The organism is Pseudomonas gorinensis, from assembly GCF_042015035.1.
Classification (GTDB): Bacteria; Pseudomonadota; Gammaproteobacteria; order Pseudomonadales; family Pseudomonadaceae; genus Aquipseudomonas; species Aquipseudomonas gorinensis.
This window is the reverse complement of record NZ_CP167125.1, coordinates 4,003,813-4,024,113: the sequence shown is the minus strand read 5'-3', so window position 1 is coordinate 4,024,113 and position 20,301 is coordinate 4,003,813. Positions and strand designations below refer to the sequence as shown.

17 protein-coding genes and 1 pseudogene are annotated in these 20,301 nt (G+C 60.3%); 12 read left to right on the top strand and 6 right to left on the bottom strand.

Going from position 1 to position 20,301, the window contains the following annotated elements:
* Window positions 1-207 precede the first annotated feature (207 nt).
* Entirely contained in the window at window positions 208-630 is a 423-nt protein-coding gene (gene hpaR, locus AB7933_RS18295) for a homoprotocatechuate degradation operon regulator HpaR (RefSeq protein WP_024075628.1), read from the top strand.
* Between the two features lie 114 nt (window positions 631-744).
* A complete protein-coding gene (pqqA, locus tag AB7933_RS18290; protein ID WP_081329280.1) occupies window positions 745-816 on the top strand; it encodes a pyrroloquinoline quinone precursor peptide PqqA in 72 nt (23 codons plus the stop codon).
* 56 nt (window positions 817-872) lie between these two features.
* Here pqqA and AB7933_RS18285 read toward each other — a convergent pair whose 3' ends face one another.
* The gene (locus AB7933_RS18285; protein ID WP_024075627.1) at window positions 873-1,616 is read right to left on the bottom strand and encodes a GntR family transcriptional regulator; all 744 of its coding nucleotides are present in this window, start codon (window positions 1,614-1,616) and stop codon (window positions 873-875) included.
* A 136-nt stretch (window positions 1,617-1,752) separates the two neighbouring features.
* Between AB7933_RS18285 and AB7933_RS18280 the strand changes: the two genes are divergently transcribed.
* From AB7933_RS18280 to AB7933_RS18265, 4 genes are read left to right on the top strand one after another with little or no spacing between them, the layout of a single operon-like run.
* Entirely contained in the window at window positions 1,753-2,595 is an 843-nt protein-coding gene (locus tag AB7933_RS18280; RefSeq protein ID WP_041160945.1) for an ABC transporter ATP-binding protein, read from the top strand.
* Window positions 2,592-3,593 (top strand): ABC transporter substrate-binding protein, encoded by a 1,002-nt coding sequence (locus AB7933_RS18275; RefSeq protein ID WP_024075625.1) that lies wholly within the window; start codon window positions 2,592-2,594, stop codon window positions 3,591-3,593. Before AB7933_RS18280 ends, AB7933_RS18275 begins: the two co-directional genes overlap by 4 nt.
* Before the next feature lie 13 nt (window positions 3,594-3,606).
* Window positions 3,607-4,356, top strand: coding sequence for an ABC transporter permease (locus AB7933_RS18270; RefSeq protein WP_024075624.1), 750 nt, complete (start codon window positions 3,607-3,609; stop codon window positions 4,354-4,356).
* Between the two features lie 51 nt (window positions 4,357-4,407).
* Window positions 4,408-6,780: a hypothetical protein gene (locus AB7933_RS18265; RefSeq protein WP_024075623.1), complete on the top strand. Its 2,373-nt coding sequence runs from the start codon at window positions 4,408-4,410 to the stop codon at window positions 6,778-6,780.
* A gap of 135 nt (window positions 6,781-6,915) precedes the next feature.
* On the opposite strand, the gene AB7933_RS18260 is transcribed toward AB7933_RS18265, so the two are convergent.
* On the bottom strand, window positions 6,916-7,806 hold the full coding sequence (locus AB7933_RS18260) for a LysR family transcriptional regulator (RefSeq protein ID WP_024075622.1): 891 nt from the start codon (window positions 7,804-7,806) through the stop codon (window positions 6,916-6,918).
* A gap of 167 nt (window positions 7,807-7,973) precedes the next feature.
* Between AB7933_RS18260 and AB7933_RS18255 the strand changes: the two genes are divergently transcribed.
* From AB7933_RS18255 to AB7933_RS18230, 6 genes and pseudogenes are all read left to right on the top strand, one after another.
* A complete protein-coding gene (locus AB7933_RS18255) occupies window positions 7,974-9,056 on the top strand; it encodes a 4-oxalomesaconate tautomerase (RefSeq protein WP_024075621.1) in 1,083 nt (360 codons plus the stop codon).
* Between the two features lie 43 nt (window positions 9,057-9,099).
* Window positions 9,100-10,425: a dicarboxylate/amino acid:cation symporter gene (locus AB7933_RS18250; RefSeq protein WP_024075620.1), complete on the top strand. Its 1,326-nt coding sequence runs from the start codon at window positions 9,100-9,102 to the stop codon at window positions 10,423-10,425.
* Window positions 10,426-10,566: 141 nt separating this feature from the next.
* Window positions 10,567-11,871 (top strand): CitMHS family transporter, encoded by a 1,305-nt coding sequence (locus tag AB7933_RS18245; RefSeq protein WP_305452002.1) that lies wholly within the window; start codon window positions 10,567-10,569, stop codon window positions 11,869-11,871.
* 93 nt (window positions 11,872-11,964) lie between these two features.
* Window positions 11,965-13,218: an OprD family porin gene (locus tag AB7933_RS18240; protein ID WP_024075618.1), complete on the top strand. Its 1,254-nt coding sequence runs from the start codon at window positions 11,965-11,967 to the stop codon at window positions 13,216-13,218.
* Between the two features lie 78 nt (window positions 13,219-13,296).
* A pseudogene (locus AB7933_RS18235) lies at window positions 13,297-14,115 on the top strand (cache domain-containing protein); the annotation flags it as partial.
* A gap of 36 nt (window positions 14,116-14,151) precedes the next feature.
* A complete protein-coding gene (locus tag AB7933_RS18230; protein WP_370694641.1) occupies window positions 14,152-14,973 on the top strand; it encodes a methyl-accepting chemotaxis protein in 822 nt (273 codons plus the stop codon).
* 96 nt (window positions 14,974-15,069) lie between these two features.
* Here the strand turns inward: AB7933_RS18230 and AB7933_RS18225 are convergent, their stop codons facing one another.
* From AB7933_RS18225 to AB7933_RS18210, 4 genes are all read right to left on the bottom strand, one after another.
* On the bottom strand, window positions 15,070-16,368 hold the full coding sequence (locus AB7933_RS18225; RefSeq protein ID WP_041160944.1) for an MFS transporter: 1,299 nt from the start codon (window positions 16,366-16,368) through the stop codon (window positions 15,070-15,072).
* Window positions 16,369-16,415: 47 nt separating this feature from the next.
* Window positions 16,416-17,573, bottom strand: coding sequence for a tricarballylate utilization 4Fe-4S protein TcuB (gene tcuB / locus AB7933_RS18220; RefSeq protein ID WP_024075615.1), 1,158 nt, complete (start codon window positions 17,571-17,573; stop codon window positions 16,416-16,418).
* A complete protein-coding gene (tcuA, locus tag AB7933_RS18215) occupies window positions 17,560-19,011 on the bottom strand; it encodes an FAD-dependent tricarballylate dehydrogenase TcuA (protein WP_024075614.1) in 1,452 nt (483 codons plus the stop codon). Before tcuA ends, tcuB begins: the two co-directional genes overlap by 14 nt.
* A 171-nt stretch (window positions 19,012-19,182) precedes the next feature.
* Complete coding sequence (locus tag AB7933_RS18210) at window positions 19,183-20,118, bottom strand: LysR family transcriptional regulator (RefSeq protein WP_024075613.1); 936 nt, start codon at window positions 20,116-20,118, stop codon at window positions 19,183-19,185.
* Between the last annotated feature and the right edge of the window lie 183 nt (window positions 20,119-20,301).

Here is a 20,301-nt window from a genome sequence, read left to right as displayed (position 1 = left end):
GACGTTCCTTTTGTTGTTTTTGTGGGTATGGCCCCTGTCAGCTCAGGGCTGGCATATTGTTAACATGTTATCGTTGTGCGCGGTAGGTGGTTTTGCAATATTTTGGAAAAATGTTTCTAGGTTAACGTTTTTTCGGGGCGGCCTTATTGCATGGGAGTAGCGCCGACTCTAAGCTTCGACGCTTCGACCTCAACTGTGCGTGGAACCATGTCAACCCCTAGACCGTCCCTTACGCTGACTTTGCTCCAGGCCCGCGAGGCGACCATGGCGTTCTTTCGGCCGTTGCTCAATGAACATGACCTGACCGAACAGCAGTGGCGAGTCATTCGGATCCTGCGCCAGCAGGGCGAGTTGGAGAGCCATCAACTGGCGCACCTGGCGTGCATCCTCAAACCCAGTCTGACCGGCGTGCTGAGCCGTCTGGAGCGGGACGGTATCGTCCGGCGCCGGAAATCATCCGAAGATCAGCGCCGCGTGTTCATCGCCCTCACTGAACAGGGGCAGCAGTGCTTCGTCGACATGAGCGCAGGGATGGAAAGCAACTACCTGAAGATTCAGGAGCAGTTTGGTGAAGAGTCGTTGGCGCAATTGCTCGAGCTGCTTAACAAGCTCAAGAGCCTGAAGCCTTAGTGGTCTTGCCTGGCAGGCAATGACAAGAAGGTTTGTCACGTCCAGTCAAGTGCCGCGCTCTGGCCTGGCCTCTAATAAGCTGACTTACCGCCCCCCCCATAAGAGGACATGATCATGTGGACCAAACCCGCCTATACCGATATGCGCATTGGCTTTGAAGTGACGATGTACTTCGCCACTCGATGAGCCCCCCGATACGCCTGGAAACGGCGCGCCAGCCCTAGGTGTGCGCTGTACATCGACTATTTCGCCGGGCTGGACTTGAACACGCCACTGAGGACAAAGGCGTAGCGTTCCGGACGGATAAAGAACGTGGTGCGGTCGCAGCAGCGGCCGTCGGCAAAGTACGAGGTGCGCTCCATCACCAGCAGCGCCGCGCCGCGTTTGACGTGCAAGGTGCTGGCCAGGCTCGCGTCGGCGGCTTGCGCACGAATGGCCAGGTCGGCACGGGTGACGGCCTGGCCGGTGATCGACTCCAGGATCGAATAGATCGGTTGATGCTCAACGTCGGTCCAGACCACACTGGCCAACTCGGCCGGCAGGTGGCTGCGGCCCAGGGCGATGGGTTCGTCATCCACGAAATGCAGGCGCTCCAACAGCAGGCAATCGTGCGCGGCTTCAAACAATCCCTTCAAGGCTTCCGGAACAGGCTGCAGCGTGTGGCTGATCACCTGCATGCTCGGTTTGAGTCCTTGCAATAACAAGGCTTCATGGAAACTGCGCAACGCATCCAGGCCATGTCGAACCTGTTTCGCCGCGACGAACGTGCCTTTGCCTTGCTTGCGCTCTACCACGCCGTCGTCGCTGAGCTTGCCCACCGCCAGGCGCACCGTGACGCGGCTGACCCCAAAGCGTTCGCCCAGTTCGGCTTCTGAAGGCAGTTTGCCGGAGGGTTCGAAATCACCGCGCTGAATCTCCTCCAGCAAACGATGGGCGATCTGTTCGTAGAGCGAGGTGGTGCTGTCGCGAAGAATGGACGTAGACACGGTCGGCTTCCAGGGGCCTCGGAGTGGGGCGGTGCGCCTTCACTTCTAAGGTTATAAAAATAGGTTATTGGGACAACTTGTATTAATACGTATTATGTCAGGCATTCCCATTGTAAACGACCTGACGATACTTGCCATGCCCGACTCCTTGCCTTACGCACCGCTGCAAGCCGACGCCCTGACGGTCGATGCCATCAGTTTCAGCTACCCCAACGGGCATCGGGTGTTCGACGCTTTCAGCCTGAACGCCAAGCCGGGCGAATTCGTCGCGATCCTCGGGCCGTCCGGCTGCGGGAAAACCACGTTGCTGAATCTGTTGTCGGGTTTTCAACAACCCCAGAGCGGCCAGATCAGCATCAACCAGACCGCCGTGCGGCCGGAGCGCTCGGAGTTGGGCTATGTGTTTCAGGCACCGCAGTTGTTTCCCTGGCTGAGCGCGCTGGAAAACGTGCGTTTCGGCCTGCGGATGACGGCACAGCTCAACGAGGATCAACAGCGCGCGCAGGCGTTGCAGTACTTGCGTCTGGTCGGTCTGGAAAGCGCGGCGCAACGCTTGCCCCATCAACTGTCGGGGGGCATGCAGCAGCGCGTCTCCCTGGCCAGGACCTTGGCGTTGGAGCCCAGTGTATTGCTGATGGACGAACCCTTCGCCGCGCTGGATGCGATCAGCCGCAACAGCATGAATGAAGAGACGCTGCGGATCTGGGCCGAACTGGGCCAGACGGTGCTGTTCATCACCCACGACATCGACGAGGCGGTGTTCCTGGCCGACCGGGTCATCGTGCTCAACATCGCCCCGGGCGGCATCCACAGCGAATTGGACATTCATCTGCCACGTCCGCGTTCCAACCTGAAAACCCGTCGCCTGCCGGCCTTTCTTGATTACCGCAATGAGCTGATGGAGCGCATTTCCCACGTCATGGAAGCGGCCGACGCCATCGCTGATCCCACCCCCCGTCAACCTGAGTTAACCGCATGATCAAACGTTCGCTGCTTGCTCTTTCCTTGTCTGTTGCCGCCTTGGCAAGCAGCACATTTGCCGTGGCTGCCGAAGAGAAACCCCTGCGCGTGGGGTATGTGTTCGCCATGGCCAACGCCCCGGCGCTGATCGCCGACAAGCAGGGTTACTACCGCGAGGAGGGCTTGAATGTCGACCTCAAGGCCCTGGGCGATGGCCCCGTGATCCAGCAGGCGTTGGCGGCCGGTGAAATGGACGTGGCCTATGTCGGCACACCGCCGGTGTACCAATGGTTTTCCCGCGGCCTGCAAAGCCGGATCCTGGCCAAGGTCAACTACGGGCAAGCCGCGGTCATTGTCGACGCCAAGAGCCCGATCAACAGCCTGGAGCAGCTCAAGGGCAAAAAACTCGCCGGGGTCAAGAAGGGCAGTGGCATGGACGTGCTGTTGCGCGGCTATGTGCTGAAAGAAAAAGCCGGGCTCAACCCGGACAAGGACCTGGACATCATCGACATGCCACCGGGCAACATGAACGCGGCACTGGAGCGCGGGATTGTCGATGCGGCGTTTTCCTGGGAACCCTTTGTCAGCCAATCGTTGCTGCGCGGGTCGAGCCGGATTCTGCTCGACGTCAACCAGGCGCTGCCGAATTACCCCTGGTACGTGGTGATCGCGCTGCCGAAAACCTTGCAGGAACGTCCGGACGATGTGGTCAAGTTGCTGCGCGCGCACCGCAAGGCCATCGCGTTCCTCAATGAGCATCCTGACGAGTCGAACCGGATCATCGCCGAGGCGTTCAAGCTTGAAGCGGTACAAGGGCCCGACGGCCAGACCATTGCCCCGCAGGCCATCGTCGCCCAGGCACGGACGCGATTGGGCTGGTCGGCGGACTTGCAGGCTGCGGACATCCAATTCATCCAGCGGCTGATGAATTACTCCCACGCGCTGGGCTTTATCGACACCACGCTCAAGACCGAGCAGATCGTGGATACCTCCTACCTGGAAAAAGCCTCGCGCTGAGTCTGAGCCTGTCATGTCCTTGCCAAAACCGAATTGGGGATGGGCTTCGCTGCCATTCCTGCTGTTGATCTGGATGGCCCTGGCCAGCCGCTTTCCCACCTACATCCTGCCGCAGCCCTGGGATGTGGCGCGCGAAGCCGTGCGCTGGCTCAGCGACGGTTCGCTGTGGCAGCACCTCAGGGCGAGTGTCCTGGAAGAAGTCGGCGGCTTCTGCGCCGCAGTGCTCGTGGCGATTGGGTTGGGCACCGCCGGTGGCCTGTCTTCGCGCTTTCGCGATTTCATCTCGCCGCTCAACAGCCTGTTCATGGCGATCCCACCCATCGCCTGGGCGCCGCTGATCATGATCATTTTCGGCCTGGGCTATGTCTCGATTGTGCTGGTGATTTTCATCGCAGCGGTGTTCCCCATGGCCGTCACGATCCAGGAGGGCGTACAGAGCATTCGCGGTGGCGAAGTCCGCGCCGCACGCACCTTGGGCGCCAATGCCGGGCAACTGCTGGCCCACGTTTATCTACCCGCTTCATTGCCGTTCGTGACCGCAGCCTTGCGCATCGGCTTCAGCCAGGGGTGGCGGGCATTGGTTGCGGCGGAAATGATCGGCGCTTCCCAAGGCATTGGCTGGATGGTCTCTACGGGCGGGCAGATCGGCAACAGCAGCCAGGTGCTGCTGGGCATCGTGCTGATCGGTCTGATTGCCTGGCTGATGGAGAGTTTTGTGTTCCGGCGCATCGAGCGTCACTACCAGAAATGGCGCGTGCAGTGAGCATCGCCATGTGTCTTCAAACCTTCAGTGGACCACTGCACGAGGTGTCATGTGAGTAACGTTTTCGATCCCCGCGAAGCCGGGCACTACATTGCCCCGCAAGGCCTCTACGAACGCAACAAGAAACGCCCGTTCCTGGGCAGCATCCACTGTGATCGCGACACGCTGGTCGCTGGCCAATGGGATGAAATCACCCTGGTCTACGAGGTGGGAGGCAGCGGCCTGGCCGACGGCGCGTGGTTGAAACTGGCCTTCAAGTTCTACTCCGACTGGGCGCTGTTCCAGACCTCGAATCCGGCCGGGCCCAACTACGTCAGCGCCGAGTATCAGGCGGGCGAGCTGGTCCCTGGCCAGAGCCAGGCCACGGTGCAGCATTTGAAAGTGCGCTTCGACCAGAAGGGGCATGAGCGGCCGTTCCAGAAAGCGATCATCATCGACATCATCGACGGCTACCTGAACCCCGGTGACAAAATCACCATTCGCCTGGGCGACCGTCGCCAGGGCGGGGCGGGCACGCGGGTGCAGAGTTTCGTCGAGAAAGACTTCCGTTTCCGGCTGTTTATCGACCCCCTGGGCAGCTCGAAGTTTGCCGAGGTGCCAGGCGATCCGTTGCTGAACATCGTGCCGGGGCCAGCGCAGAGCGTGCAGTTGATCGTGCCGCGGCTGGTCAGCGCTGGCGAGGCGTTCGACGTGCTGCTGCGGGTCGATGATGCCTGGGGCAACACGTGCCGCAACCTGCCGCTCAAGGGTGTGCTGACCCTGCTCGACCCTGAAGGCGGCGAGCGCCAACAAGCGTTTACCCTGGCCAATGAAGGGTGGGCGACGGCGCGGCTCGAGGGGTTTGACCTCGGGGCGGTGGGCGAGTGGCGATTGTCCGCCGAGGTGGAAACGCCTGGCGTGCGCGGCGCCCAGGCTTTCGTCAGCGTCGACCCGGCCGGCGGCGCATTGCGTCCGCTGTACGCCGACCTGCATGTGCACTCCGATGACACCGTGGGCACCAACGACACGCTGTACAACCTCAGTTACGGTCGCGATGTCGCCGGCCTCGATGTGCTCGGCTATACCGCCAACGACTTCAATATCACCGAGCAACGCTGGGATCAGGCGGTGAAGCTGATTCATGAACTCAACGAGCCCGGCCGTTTCGTCTGCTACCCCGGCACCGAGTGGTGCGGCAACTCCTGTGCGGGCGGCGACCGCAATGTCGTATTCCTGCATGATCGCAAGCCCGAGTTTCCGTTCGACAACCAAGGGCGGTTGGTGCGCTCTTTTGAGTGGAACGAGTTCACTGCCGGTACCATCAAGCCGGGCGCCTGGCCGGTGGATGAGTTATACGCGGCCTATGCGAAAGACCCGGAAGGTCACCTGATGATGCCCCATGTCGGCGGGCGCCGCTGCAACCTCGACTGGCACCACCCGGAGCTGGAGCGCTTGATCGAAGTCGGCTCGGCCTGGGGCCAGTTCCATTGGGTCTACGCCGAAGCCCTGCAGCGCGGCTATCGGGTCGGTGCCGCGGCGAACAGCGATGAGCATCAGGGCCGTTGCGGCGGCGGTGTACCGGCCACGGCCGTGTTCGGTTCGCGCGGCGGGCTGACCGGCGTAGTCGCCGACGGCTTCGACCGCGCGAGTGTCGGCAAGGCGCTGCGTGCCCGGCGCACGTTTGCCACCACCGGCGAGCGTTCGTTTGCCAGCCTGCGTCAGGGCCGGCACTTCATGGGTGAGGTGTTCACGGCGGATTCGAACGCAACGTTGGACTATCGATTGCTGGGCGAGGCGGGCTGGGAGCAGGTGGATTTGTTCGATGGCGATCAACTGATCTGGTCGCGCAACCTGCATCAGGAGCTGGGCTTTTCCACCCAACGTATTCGCCTGCGCCTGGGCGGCGCGCGGATCAAGGATCGTTATCGCGGTGCCTATTGGACCGGCGAGGTTCGGGTAACCGGGGCGGTGATCAACGGCTTTCGCGCCTTGGGCCTGGATCATCCGGAGCAAACCGTGTGGCGCAAGGACGCCACGACCCTGGCCTTTCGCACTGACACCAACGGCGACACCGACAGTATCGAAATCGACCTGTCGCAGTTGGTCGGCGCGAGGTTGCAGGTGCGTAGCCGCATCGACAACTACATCAAGGTCGGCGATCCGTCTGAACCGCAACCCTACGTGCATGCGCCGACGGTGCTGATGGAGCTGTCCGGCGAAGAACTGCTGGCGCAGTCCCAGGTGATCGAAGAGTTGCCGGGCGCCGAATTGAAAGTCTCACTTGAACGAACCACCGCTGCGCCGCTGCCGCGCGAGCTGCAAGGCACGATCGAGCTGGCCCGACTCAACCTGCAAGCGGGCCGTGAGCATCCGTTGTTCATCTGTGCGCGCCAGCGCGATCAGTCCCGGGTCTGGACCTCGGCGCTGTTCCTGACACTGACTTGAGGCCGTCGCGTTCAGACCGTACGTCAGCACGTTTGATGACTGGACAGGGAAGTCCGCTACGTCAGTTGGCCGGCATTCGCGGACCGAGCGCCCTCTCATGAGGGCCATGCCCAGTGAAGGGTAAACGGGACGAACTCACTTCTCCCATTGTTCAAGCAGAATCGAAACAAACTTCTCTGCGGCTGGAGATAACGAAGCGCCGCGTCGGTAAACCAGCCCCAGTGAGCGGTTCACCACGGGCTCTACCAACGGGATGCTGACCAACGTTGGGTGATCCACGGCCGGCATCGCCAGGCTGGGGACGGCTGATACCCCGAGGCCCGCTTCCACCAGGCCCAGGGACGTCGAAAGATGCTGCACCTCATAGAACCACTGCGGGCGCCAACTCAACCCCGACAAGGCATGATCGAGCAACATCCGGTTGCCGCTCAGGCGTCCGACACCGATCAGACGATAATTGCTGAGTTCCGACCAGGTCACCGCACTGCGTTCGGCCAATTCATGATCGCGTCGACACGCTAAGACAAAAGGCTCGTCGACCAAGGGGACGAACTCTATGTCGGGGTGCTGGCCGCTCATCATGTTGATGCCGAAGTCGGCTTCGCCGCGCAGTACCGCCTCCAGCCCTTCGTTCGCGCTCAGATCAAGCAGGCGGATCCGGATCTGTGGATAGCGCTCGTTGTAGAGGCGTATGACCGAAGGCAGGAAATAAAAGGCTGCGGTGGGGATACAGGCCAGGGTCACGCGCCCGCTTTGGCGTTCGGCCAACTCGCGGATATTGAGTATGGAGTCGTCGAAGTCGTCCAGCAGGCGGCGAGCCTTGGGTAGAAAGTCCCGCCCCACGCTGGTGAGGCTCACTCTTCTTGTGGTGCGGTCGAGTAGGGCTGTACCCAAGCCTTCCTCAAGTTTTTTCATGCGTCTGCTCAGCGCGGGCTGGGACAGGTGCAAGGCTTCAGCCGCTTCGTGGAAGCTGCCGAGTTCTGCGATTTTCACGAAAGATCGGATGTCGTTTAGCTCATATTGCATTTTTTATACCTCAACCAGAGGGGGCGGCGGCGCTCGCTCATCCTAATTTTATCATTCGCCAAACGCAATAATCCGGCCGATTTTTGCATTGGAAACATTTTTCAAAGCCTGCGACTCTTGCTTCAAGAGCATTAATCACCCCGATTGATCAATAAGAGTTAGTTTTCATGCAACGAATTCCTTGTGTGCTTATGCGCGGTGGTACGTCCAAGGGGCCGGTATTTCTCGCCTGGGACCTCCCTGATTCGATCGAGCAGCGTGATGAGCTGTTGCTCAACCTGATGGGCTCTGGCCACGAGCTGGAGATTGACGGGATCGGCGGTGGCAGCCCCCAGACAAGCAAGGTCGCGATCGTCAGCCCATCCCTGCACCCGGATGCCGATGTCGACTATTTGTTCGTTCAGGTCATGGTGTCCCAGCGTCGAGTCGATACAGCGCCCAATTGCGGCAATATGCTGTGCGCCGTAGGCCCGTTTGCCGTTGAGCAAGGGCTGGTCAAGGCCTCTAAAGGCCGCACGCTCGTGCGTATTCGCAACCTCAACACCGGGACGTTCGTGAACGCCGAGGTCTACACCCCCGAAGGAACCGTCAGCTATGAGGGCGACACCGCCATTGACGGCGTACCGGGGACTGCCGCTCCGGTGCAACTGACCTTCCTCGATGCCGCGGGCAGCAAAACCGGCAAGCTTTTCCCGACGGGGCAGACACAGGACGTGATTGACGGCATCCCGATGACGTGCATCGACATGGCCATGCCAATGATGATCATCGAGGCGGGCCAATTGGGTAAGCGCGGTGATGAAAGCCCGGCTGAACTGGACGCCGACAAGGCGTTCCTGGGGCGTCTGGAGTCCCTGCGACTGCAGGCCGGCCTGGCAATGGGCCTGGGCGATGTGAGTGACAAAGTGATTCCCAAGCCTGTCCTGGTGTCTACGGCCAAGGCGGGCGGAACCATTCAGGTGCGTTATTTCATGCCGCATAATTGCCACCGCGCACTGGCGATTACAGGCTCCATTGGCCTGGCGACCGCATGTGTGACCGACGGCAGTGTGATTGCGCAATTGCTGGGCGGGGTGAGTGAGCCGCGCTTGAAACACGTGCGGATTGAACATCCAAGTGGTGGAATAGACGTTGTCTTGTCCTACACCGGTGCTCAGGGTGAGACAATTCGTGCCTCGGTCGTGCGTACGTCGCGCAGGCTGTTCTCCGGTTATGTATACGCTGCGGCTTCCCGACGACTCGCCGGGTAACTCCCCCTAGTCGTACCGTTTCTGCATCAGAACAATTCTAAAAATGGGTGATGCCATGAAGTTTGTAAAATCGCTCTACGTCCAGATTCTCTTCGCCGTTGTGTTGGGCGTGCTGGTCGGGCATTTTTGGTCGCAACAGGCTGTTGCCTTGAAGCCGCTGGGTGATGCCTTTATCAAGCTGATCAAGATGATGATCGCGCCAGTGGTGTTCTGCACGATCGTCACCGGTATCGCCGGCATGAGCGACAAACGCTCCCTCGGGCGTTTGTTGAGCAAGACCATGCTGCTGTTCCTGGGCCTGACCGTGATCAGCCTGATCATCGGCCTGGTGTCGGTCTACCTGTTCAAGCCCGGCGTGGGCATGAACATCGACCCTGCGCAATTAAGTACCAAGGGGCTGTCGCAGTACACCGAGTCCGCGGCGAAGCTGGGCGTGGTCGAGTTTTTCATGCACATCATCCCGGAGACGTTCATCGGCGCTTTCAACAAGGGTGAAGTGCTGCCGGTGCTGTTCATTGCGGTGCTGTGCGGTTTTGCGCTTTCGTCGATTGGCGAGCGTGGCAAGCCGGTATTGGATGTACTGGAATCGGCTTCACACATGGTGTTCAAGATCTTCTCCTACCTGATGCGCTTCGCTCCCATCGGCGCCTTTGGTGCCCTGGCGTTCACGGTAGGGCAGTACGGCATCACCTCGCTGGGCTCGTTGGCCAAGCTGATCATGACGTTGTATATCGCCTGTGCGTTCTTTGTCTTTGTGGTGCTGGGCAGTATCTGCCGCGCCCATGGCTTCAGCCTTTGGAAGTTGCTGCGCTACTTGCGCGAAGAGTTCCTGGTGGTGCTCGGGACGTCTTCTACCGAGCCGGTGATGCCGCGGATGCTGGAAAAGCTCCAGGCCCTGGGTTGCAAGAAAAGCGTGGTGGGGCTGGTGTTGCCCACGGGCTACTCGTTCAACCTCGACGGCACGGCGATCTACCTCTCGCTGGCCGCCGTGTTCATTGCCCAGGCCTGCAACATCGACCTGAGCCTGACACAGATCGTGACCATGCTGGCAATCATGCTGTTGTCCTCGAAGGGCGCGGCGGGTGTCACCGGCTCGGGTTTTGTCGCACTGGCGTCGACCCTGACGGTGATCCATGACATTCCCCTGGCCGGCCTTGCCTTGCTGATCGGTATCGACCGCTTCATGTCGGAAGCCCGGGCGTTGACCAGCCTGGCCAGCAACGCGGTGGCGACCGTGGTGATATCGCTCTCGGAGAATGCCTGTGACCGCGAAGTCTTGATGCGGACTCTGGAAGGCAAGCCTTCGCCTGACGTGCCCCCGGTCCTGACGCCACACTGGGATGATGTGAAGGTCACCAAACACGTCTGACCGGTCACGGCTCAGGCCTGCCCCCCCAATTAAATCAATGAATACCCCCCGCCAGGCACCGTTGGTCGTGCCATCTGGCGGGAACGGGGTCGCGCGCCTGTGCGTCGGCCACGCTACTCATAAGAACAAGAGAACTTACCTATGCTCGCATTGCTTGGCTTGGCCATGGTGGTGGTCTTCACCTTCCTGATAATGACCAAACGCTTGTCGCCGATTGTCGCCCTGACGGTGGTGCCTATCGTGTTCGCCGTCATCGGTGGGTTCGGTGGCACAACCGGCAAGATGATGCTCGATGGCTTGAAAATGGTCGCGCCTTCAGCGGCGCTGTTGCTGTTCGCGATCCTGTTTTTCGGCTTGATGATTGACGCCGGTTTGTTTGACCCGCTGATTCGCAAGATCCTCAAGCGCGTCAACGGCGACCCGATGAAAATCGCTGTCGGCACCGCGTTGCTCTCGCTGGTGGTGGCATTGGACGGCGACGGCACCACCACCTACATGATTACCTGTGCGGCCATGCTGCCGCTGTATAAACGTATCGGCATGAACCCGATGATTCTGGCCACCATTGCCATGCTTTCCCTGAGCATCATGAGCGGCATGACCCCTTGGGGAGGCCCCGCCACCCGAGCGATCGCAGCGTTGGGCCTGGACGCCGGTGCTTACTTCGTGCCCTTGCTGCCGACCATGATTGGCGGCGCGATGTGGGTGGTGTTCACCACATTCCTGCTGGGGCGTGCCGAGCGCAAGCGCATCGGTAACGTGCAATTGCAAAGCGGCGGCGGTAACTGCTACATCGAAGCGATCCTCGAGGACACGCCGTACAAACGCCCGAAACTGGCCTACATCAACCTGTTGCTGGTGATCGCGGTGATGGTTGCCCTGGTCATGGGCATCATGCATTCGGCGATCCTGTTCCTGATCGGGTTCGTGCTGGCATTGATGATCAACTATCCGCAACTGGACATTCAGAAGGAACGCATCCTGGCCCATTCGGGCAACGCCATGACCGTCGTGCTGCTGGTGTTCGCCGCGGGTATTTTCGCCGGGATTTTCTCCGGTACCAAAATGGTCGATGCCCTTGCGCAAACCCTGGTTGACTGGATCCCACCCTCCTGGGGGCATCTGTTTCCGCTGGTGGTGGCAGTTACCAGCATGCCGCTGACGTTCGTGCTGTCCAACGATGCTTATTACTTCGGGGTCGTGCCGATCCTGGCTAACGCTGCCGCCGCCTATGGCATCGATCCGGTGGAGATCGCCCGCGCGTCGATTCTGGGTCAACCGGTCCACCTGATGAGCCCGTTGGTTGCTTCAACCTTGTTGTTGGTCGGCATGGTCGATCGCGATATCGGCGACTTCCAGAAAGCCACCGTCAAATGGGCTGTGCTCACCTCCTTGGTCATCACGGCGCTGGCGCTGTTGACCGGAGCGATCAGCCTCTTCACCTGATTCAACCAGGCCACTGGGTTCTTCTTCTGACGCGCCTCACCCGCGAGGCGCGCGACTTCCTGCACTTCAAATAACAACAATGAGTAGTTTGCCATGAGCACTTTGCATTCCCGACGCGCGCTGTTTTCAGTTATTGGTTTGTTGCCGCTTGCCACTGCCAGTGCAGAAGGATTTATCGACGACAGCAAACTCAAGCTGCAATTACGCAACGTCTATTTCAATGAAAACTTCCGTGACGAGCATGGCATGAGTGCCCGAGCCGCGAGGACGGCGAAGAGCGAGCGGACTGAATGGGCCCAGGGGTTTCTGTTGGACTACCAATCGGGATACACCCCAGGCACCCTCGGGTTCGGGGTCGATGCCCTTGGCCTGCTCGGGGTCAAGCTCGACTCCGGCCGTGGTCGCAGCGGTACCGGGTTGTTGCCCGTCCATGATGACGGGCGTGCGGCTGACGAATTTGCAAGCCTGGGTGTGACGGCCAAAGCCCAACTGGCCAAGACCACCGTCAAATACGGCACCTTGTTACCCAAGACACCGGTACTGATCTACAACGATGCACGCCTGATACCGCAAACCTACCAGGGCGCGCAGATCAGCAGCCTCGACATCCAGAATCTGAGCCTCACCGGGGGCCGCCTGGATCGCTTCAAGTTGCGTGACTCCAGCAACAGCATGCCGATCGTGCCCGATGGCTACAGTGGCGATAAATCCGGCGACTTCAGCTACGCCGGTGCCGAATACAAACTGGGGAAAAACATCCGGTTGAGTTACTTCTACGGCGAATTGGAGAATTTCTACCGCCAGAACTTCGCCGGTATCCAGCACGATCTGCCGTTGGGCGGCGGCGTGCTGACCAGCGACCTGCGCTACTTCAACAGTGTCGATAGCGGTTCTGCCTACGCGGGCAAGATCGACAACGACATGTTCAGCGGCCAACTGTCTTACGCCATTTCAGGTCACACCTTCGGCGGCGGGTACCAGGCCCTCAGGGGCGACGCCGGTTTGCCCTATATCAGTGGCGCCACCGTTTATTCGTTCAGCAATGCCGGGATAGGCAAGTTCATCGAGGAAGATGAAAAGACCTGGATGCTGAGCTACGGCTATAACTTTGCCGCCCTCGGCGTGCCGGGCCTGACGTTCTCCACCCGCTACTTGAGCGGTAACGACGGCAAGTCCTCGACCAAGGTCAAGGAATGGGAGCGGGACGCCGAAGTGGCCTACGTGGTGCAACAAGGCACCTTCAAGGGGTTGGGCGTGCGGTTGCGTAACTACGTGTACCGTGCCGACTACTCCCGTGGCCGGGACAGCAACCGTATTTACTTTACCTACGACATCGCACTCTGGTGAAATCGCCGATCGCGGCTCTGCGACGTTCGCAGGCCGCGTTTTCATTGGCGGCTTCATCGGATAAGACGAAGGAAATAAATGATGTCGTTCAAAACTAAAATACTGCTGCTGACCTTATTACCGGTGATGTTGTTTGCGCTTGTTTTAGGTTTGAGCGCCCGTGGCACGTTGCAGTCCCAGGCCGAGCAGGAAGTCGCACAGACTCGCGAGCGGCTGCTCGAGGAAAGCCGCACTCGACTCACGGACTACGCGAGCATCGCTCGTACTTCCATCGCCGAACTCTATGATCGGGCCGCGACCGGGGACCTCGCCAGCCGCGCCTTGGCAATCAGCCGCTTGTCCAAAGTGAAGTATGGCGACGACGGTTATTTCATCGGCTACGACAGTCAGGTTGTGCGCCTGTTTCGCGGTGACAGCAGCGAAGGCGTCGGCACCAATATGAGTGATCGCAAAGACATCAACGGGAAGTTCTTGAACCGTGAAATGGTCGAAGCGGGAAAAAACGACACCCACTTCGTCACGTATTCAGGTGGGGTCGTCAACACCGATAAAGTCGTGCCCAAGCTCGCTTACAGTTTTTATTTGCCCAAGTGGGACATGGTCGTCGTCACCGCGATCAACCTGGACAGTATTGAAGTTCAGGTGGCCAAGGTGCGCGCCGCCGTTGACCAGCGCATCAGCAACCTGATGTACAGCATTGTGCTTATCGCCGTCGCGCTGATTGGCATTATCGGGGCGCTGGCGCTCGTGCTGGTCAAACGCAGTCTAGGCCCCTTGACCTTGATTCGGGCGCACCTTGACGAAATCGCCGCGGGGGAGGGGGACCTGACGCGGCGGCTACCGCAGGTCAGTCGAGACGAACTGGGGCAACTGGCCGGTTCGTTCAATGCCTTTATCGAAAAAATCCACAGCCTCGTCAGCCAGATCGTCGCCATGAGCGAACAGTTGACGGGGTCGGTCAGTCGTGTGGCCGAGCAGAGCAGGCAGATTGATCGGGCCATGGACCAGCAGCGCCAGGAAACCGACCAGGTGGCGGCGGCGATAAACCAGATGTCATCGGCGGCGCAGGAAGTGTCGCTCAGCGCGCAAAATGCTGCAGAAGCTGCCGTCGAGACCGACAAGCAGTCCCAGCACGCGCGGCAAATCGTCAATGGCAGCATTACTCGGATGCAGGCACTCAGGGGGGAGCTGGATGAGAGTGGGGTCTCCATGGCGAGTCTGCAAAACGATGTGACGTCGATCGTCACTGTGCTGGATGTTATTCGCTCGATCGCCGAGCAGACCAACCTTCTTGCGCTGAATGCGGCCATTGAAGCGGCCCGTGCCGGTGAGGCGGGGCGCGGTTTTGCGGTGGTTGCTGACGAAGTGCGCGCGTTGGCCAGTCGTACTCAACGCAGCACCCAGGAAATCCAGGTGATGGTTGAGCGTCTCAATAGCGCAACCGGCGGTGTGGTCAAGGCGATGCACCAATCGACCGAAGCCGCGCAAGGCGCGAGTGCGCAGGCTGATCAGGCGGGTGAGTTCCTGGGCAATGCTGTCGAGCTGATTGCGACGATCAATGCGATGAACGCACAGATCGCCAGTGCCGCCGAGGAGCAGACCTCGGTGGCTGAGGAGATCAACCGTGGGGTCCATCAGATCGCGCGAGCCATTGATTCGGTGGCCAACCAGACTCAACTGGGGGTCAAGACGGTCGATGAGTTGTATACTATCGGCAGTCGTATGCAAGGTTTGCTGGGGCAGTTCAAAATTTGATGGCCTGGGCCTGCGTTGACACGCAGCGCGCGTCAATGCAGGCCAAGGCGATGATTGCTTTCATGCGCTATCCGGGTAAACGAAAACGCTCCTTCATCACGCGTTGACGGCCACTGTGCGTTGTTTGCGATACAGGATTGTCGTCGCGGTGAACCCGCACAGCGCAGCAAACATCAGCCAGTAGGCCGGCGATGCCTTATCGCCTGTCGCCTGCACGAGCATGGTCGACACGGCAGGCGTAAACCCTCCAAATACAGCCGTCGCCAAACTGAAGGCCAGGGAAAACCCCACAACCCGTACGTTTTGCGGCATCACCTCTGTCAGCGCAGCGACCATCGCGCCGTTGTAAATACCGAAGAAGAAAGAGAAGTACAGCAGTACGCAGAGCAGCCGTTCGAAACTTGCCGCTGCGGCCAGCCAGTGCATGGCCGGATACGCGGTGAATATGCACAGCAGGGAAATCGCCAACAATAGGGGGCGACGGCCGATGCGGTCCGAGAGTGTGCCGCCGATGGGCAACCAGATGAAGTTGCTCAGGCCGACGAAGAGCGTGACGACCAGGCTGTCGGTGGTGCTCAGGTTGAGTACGGAGCGGCCATAGGTGGGGGTGTAGACCGTAATCAGGTAGAACGTAGTGGTCGTCATGGACGCCAATAGACCGCCTGCCAGCACCGTGCGCCAGTTGTCGCGCATGGAGCGAAACACTTCATTGGCACTTGGGTGATGCCGGCGCGCTTTGAACGCCTCGGTTTCCTGCAGGGAGCGGCGGATGATGAAGATGAACGGAATAATCACGCAACCGATGAAGAACGGGATCCGCCATCCCCAGGCAGCGACCTCGGCAGCTGCCATGGAGGCGTTGATGGTGTAACCCAGCGCTGCCGCAAGAATGATCGCCACCTGTTGGCTGGCCGACTGCCAACTGGTGTAGAAACCGCATCGCCCCGGTGTGGCGATTTCAGCCAGATACACTGAAACGCCGCCCATTTCCGCGCCGGCGGAGAAGCCCTGCAACAGCCGCCCCAACAACACCAATATGGGCGCCGCGATACCGATGCTGGCATAGCCGGGTACCAACGCGATCAATACTGTTCCGGCGGCCATGATCGAAAGCGTCACAATCAGGCCCTTGCGCCGTCCAACCTTGTCGATGTAAGCCCCGAGCACGATAGCGCCCAGTGGACGCATCAAGAACCCGGAACCGAATACGGCGAAGGTCATCATCAGCGAAGCGAACTCGCTGGTGGCAGGAAAGAACGTCTGGGAAATGTAGGTCGCGTAGAAGCCGAACAGAAAGAAGTCGAACTGTTCGAGAAAATTGCCGCTGGTGACCCGCAGGATGGCGCCCAGTTTTGAACCCTTGGACGGGGTGTCTTGCGTTGTTGTTTTCATCATGGCTACCGTGGTGATCAGTCTTGTTTTTGGAATGACGGTGTTAGCGATCAGTCGCTTGCGGCGTTAATCGGGTTGGGTTGGCGTTTTTCGATGGAATATTTGAGCAGCGCGGCGCTGCGGAAGATGCCGTGGGCGAACTTGCTGTAGGGCATGGTCAGGAAGAAAGCCATGACTAGGCCGAGATGGATCGCCAGCAACAGGCCCAGGGCAACGGTTTCGCGAAACGCCAGGAGCGCGAGGCCGCTGGCGCTGATAAGAAACAGCAGCGCGATAAAGCCGCGGTCCATGGGTTTCTGCTGTTCGTCGCCCTGTTCGGCGTTGCGACGCAGGTTCAACCACAAGAGCCCCGCCGGGCCAACCAGCAACCCGAGCCCGCCGGCGATGCCGAGCATCACCGGCACGCTCAGGACGGGGTAGGGCGCCGACCAGCCCAGCAGGAAATGGTAGAGCGTGGCCACACCGGTAGCGGCGAAGCACAGCATGAAGCCGTAGAAGGTGAAGTGGTGCATGCGCCGCCGCCACAAGGTGAATTGATCGTCGGCGTTATTGCAGCCCTCGCCATGGCCGCCATCCAGGTACTTGAGCGTGGCAACATTGGCGGTCGCTTCCAGCGCCGCCGACGTTGTTTGCCGGGGTGAGGCGTCGACCGGCGAGACATTGCGCCAGAAGCGCCGCACCCCGATCGTCAACGCGAGGACCGCGAAACCAAACACTGCGCCGAACATCAGGGCCAGGGTGTTATGCGGGAAGATCCCGTAGAAATTCCCCCCGGGCATTGGCGTGAACAGATTGCCCATCACCATCAGTGTCAGGCAGAGAAACAGGGCTAGCCCCGCGCCGGATGACAGCGCCAGGGTCAGCCCGTTGCGCCGGTATAAGGTGCCCATCACCTGCGGCCAGGCGTACTCGGCGTACGTGTCGAGGCGGACTTTGGCCATGGCTTTGGGCACATTGATAGCAAATTCATGAGGGGCGGCGTACTGGCAGGCATGCAGGCAGGCGCCGCAGTTGTGGCAGAGGTTTGCCAGGTAGTGGATGTCCGCCGCCGAAAACGCCAGGCGTCGGGTCATGGCCGGGAAGACCGCGCAGAAGCCTTCGCAATAGCGGCAGGCATTGCACACGGTCATTTGTCGCTGGACTTCGCTTTCATCAAGGTTGAGGACGGGAATCAGCGTGCCCGGTGCCTGGGGATCAAACAGCTGCATGGTGCGGCTCCTGGAGTGAAGGGGACATGAAGCCGGCCGCGGCGGCGGCTTGCGCACCGGCGATGCGACCGAATGCGGTACCAATAGCCATGCCGATACCGGCTGTATAGCCCTTGCCCAATACATTGCCTGCCATCATTTCTCCGGCGACAAACAGGTTCGGGCTGGCCTTGCCGTTGAAGTGAACGGCGGCCGTTTCGTCGGTCGCGAGGCCTAAATAGGTGAACGTCACGCCTGGCTTGAGCGGGTAGGCGCAGAAAGGCGGTTTCACCAAGGGGCGAGCCCAATGGGTTTTGGCGGGCGTCAACCCTTCGGTGTGGCAATCGTCCAGGGCGGTGTGGTCGAACGTGCCGACGCGGCAGGCCGCGTTGTAGGCCTCGATGGTTTTAACGAACGGCCCGACGGGCAGGTTTAATTGGCGGGCCAACGCTTCCAGAGAGTTGGCGGTGGTCCCTGAAAATACCGGCGGCATAAAACGGCCGACGGCCTGCTGGTCGATGATCGAATAGGCTTGTTGGCCGGGTTGACCCGCTACCAGGCGACCCCAGATCGCATAGCGCTTGGGCCAGAAATCCTCGCCTTCATCATAGAAACGTTCGCCGTCGCGATTGACCACTACGCCCAGCGACACGCAGTCGATGCGGGTGCAGATGCCACCGTCATACAAGGGCGCGCGGGCGTCGATGGCCACCATGTGCGCTTGGGTGGGGTCACCGATAAAGTCGGCGCCCAGTTGCTGCATGCGCCGAAGCAGTACGCCGGTGTTGAAGCGCGTGCCGCGAATCAGGAAATTGTCCGAAGGCCACTCGCCGCGCGCGTTTTGCCCCCACGCTTCACGCAGCCATTCGCGGTTGGATTCGAACCCTCCCGCCGCCAGTACGCAGGTCCCGGCCTGGATACGTTCGGCGGGCACGCGTTGCCCATCGACGTCACGTTCACTCAAGTGGGCCGCGACGAAGGTTCCATCCTTCAATTCAATGTCGGTCACTTGAGCGTTGTAGCGGATGGTCACGCCCAACCGCTCGGCGCTGCGGTAATACGCGTTGACCAAGGCCTTGCCGCCACCCATGAAAAACGCATTGGTGCGCGCGACGTGCAGCGCACCGGACAGCGACGGCTGAAAATGCACACCATGGGCGCGCATCCAGTCACGGCAGTTCGATGAGGCGCGGATGACCAGGCGCGCGAGCTTTTCGTCGGTCATCCCGCCGGTGACTTTCAACAGGTCCTGCCAATACTCCTCTTCGGGGTAGGCGTCGACCAATACATCCTGCGGTGCGTCGTGCATGCAGCGCAGGTTGCGGGTGTGTTGCGAATTGCCGCCGCGCCAGGCCTTGGGCGCACCTTCAAGCAACATAACGCTGGCGCCGGCCTCTCGGGCCATTAACGCCGCGCACAAGGCGGCATTGCCGCCGCCAATGACTAATACGTCGATCATCATCACTCCTCGATCGCGAGGAGGCATGAACGAAGGGCTCCTCGCGAGTGGCGAGACCTTAGGGCAGCGAGCGTGGGGTCGAAAGGCGCGTTATCGGTTGGGGTGTTTAGTTTTCGTAAAGGCTTTGCGGGTTAGCGCATGCCGTGAAAGATAAGAGGGGGACGCTTGAGATCAGGGTGTGATGTCTTCGATCCACGAGGCGCCGGGCCATTGCCGATCCATGACCAGCTGTCGCGCCACGTCGGTGATGACCCGTCGCGCGGCCAGTGCGGCGGGCGCCAGCTCATCATCCGGCAGTGTCGCCAACAGGTTTCGTCGACCCACGTGAGCATCGGCGATTTCCACCACCGAAAGCCCCGATTCACCTTTGAGCGCCACCGCGGCGCCGGGCTGGATGGTCGCGGCGTGACCCGCGCGTACAGCGTTCATCAACACGGCCAGGCCATCCACTTCCATGATGATGTTGGGCGTCAACCCCGACCGTTCAAAGGCCGCCATCAGCGTTGAGCGCAAACCGTGTTGCGCGCTGGGCATCACCAGGGGAAGTTGCCCCAGGTCGGCCATTTGCACACGGGGGCCTTGCGGCGCATCAGGCAGGTGTGGCGAGCAGATGACAAATAGTTTCTCGTCAAGCAAAGGCGTCACGCTCCAGCGCTTGCCGCCTTCTAGTTGAAACAGAACGGCCAGATCGATTTGGCGGGCATTCAGCTGTGTGGCCAGGTGCCCGGAGAGCATCTCAATCAGGTGCAATTGAATATCTGGATATCGCGCCCGCATCGCACTGATCAATGGCAGCGCAAGTACGGTGGCCGTCGTGGGCGGTAATCCAACGGTCACGTAGCCACTCATCCGGCCACGGTGCGCGGCGAGGATCGCATTGTCTGCTTGCCGCAGGCACAGCTGGGCAGGGTGCAGGAAGGCCATTCCGGCAGGGGTCGGTGTGACACCGGTGGTCGAGCGGTTCAGCAGGCGAGTCGAGAGTTCGCTTTCAAGTTTGGCGATTTGCTGGCTCAGCGCCGATACCCCCACGTCCAATTCAAGGGCTGCACGCCCCAGGCTGCCGTGCTCGACAATTTTTACGAAATAGCGCAGTTGTCTTAATTCCAAGCGTTACGGCTCCATTTCAAATTGATACCGGTCCAAGTGACGGTGGGGAAGAGACATCCAACCACTCCGCGCCGCGCGATGATAAAGGTGACGGGGCGTTTCTGGAATTGGCAGTATGGAGTGGGCGCGGCTCGCGGCGTGAGCCTGCCGGTCGCTCAGTTGGCTGACATCCTCCACGACCGA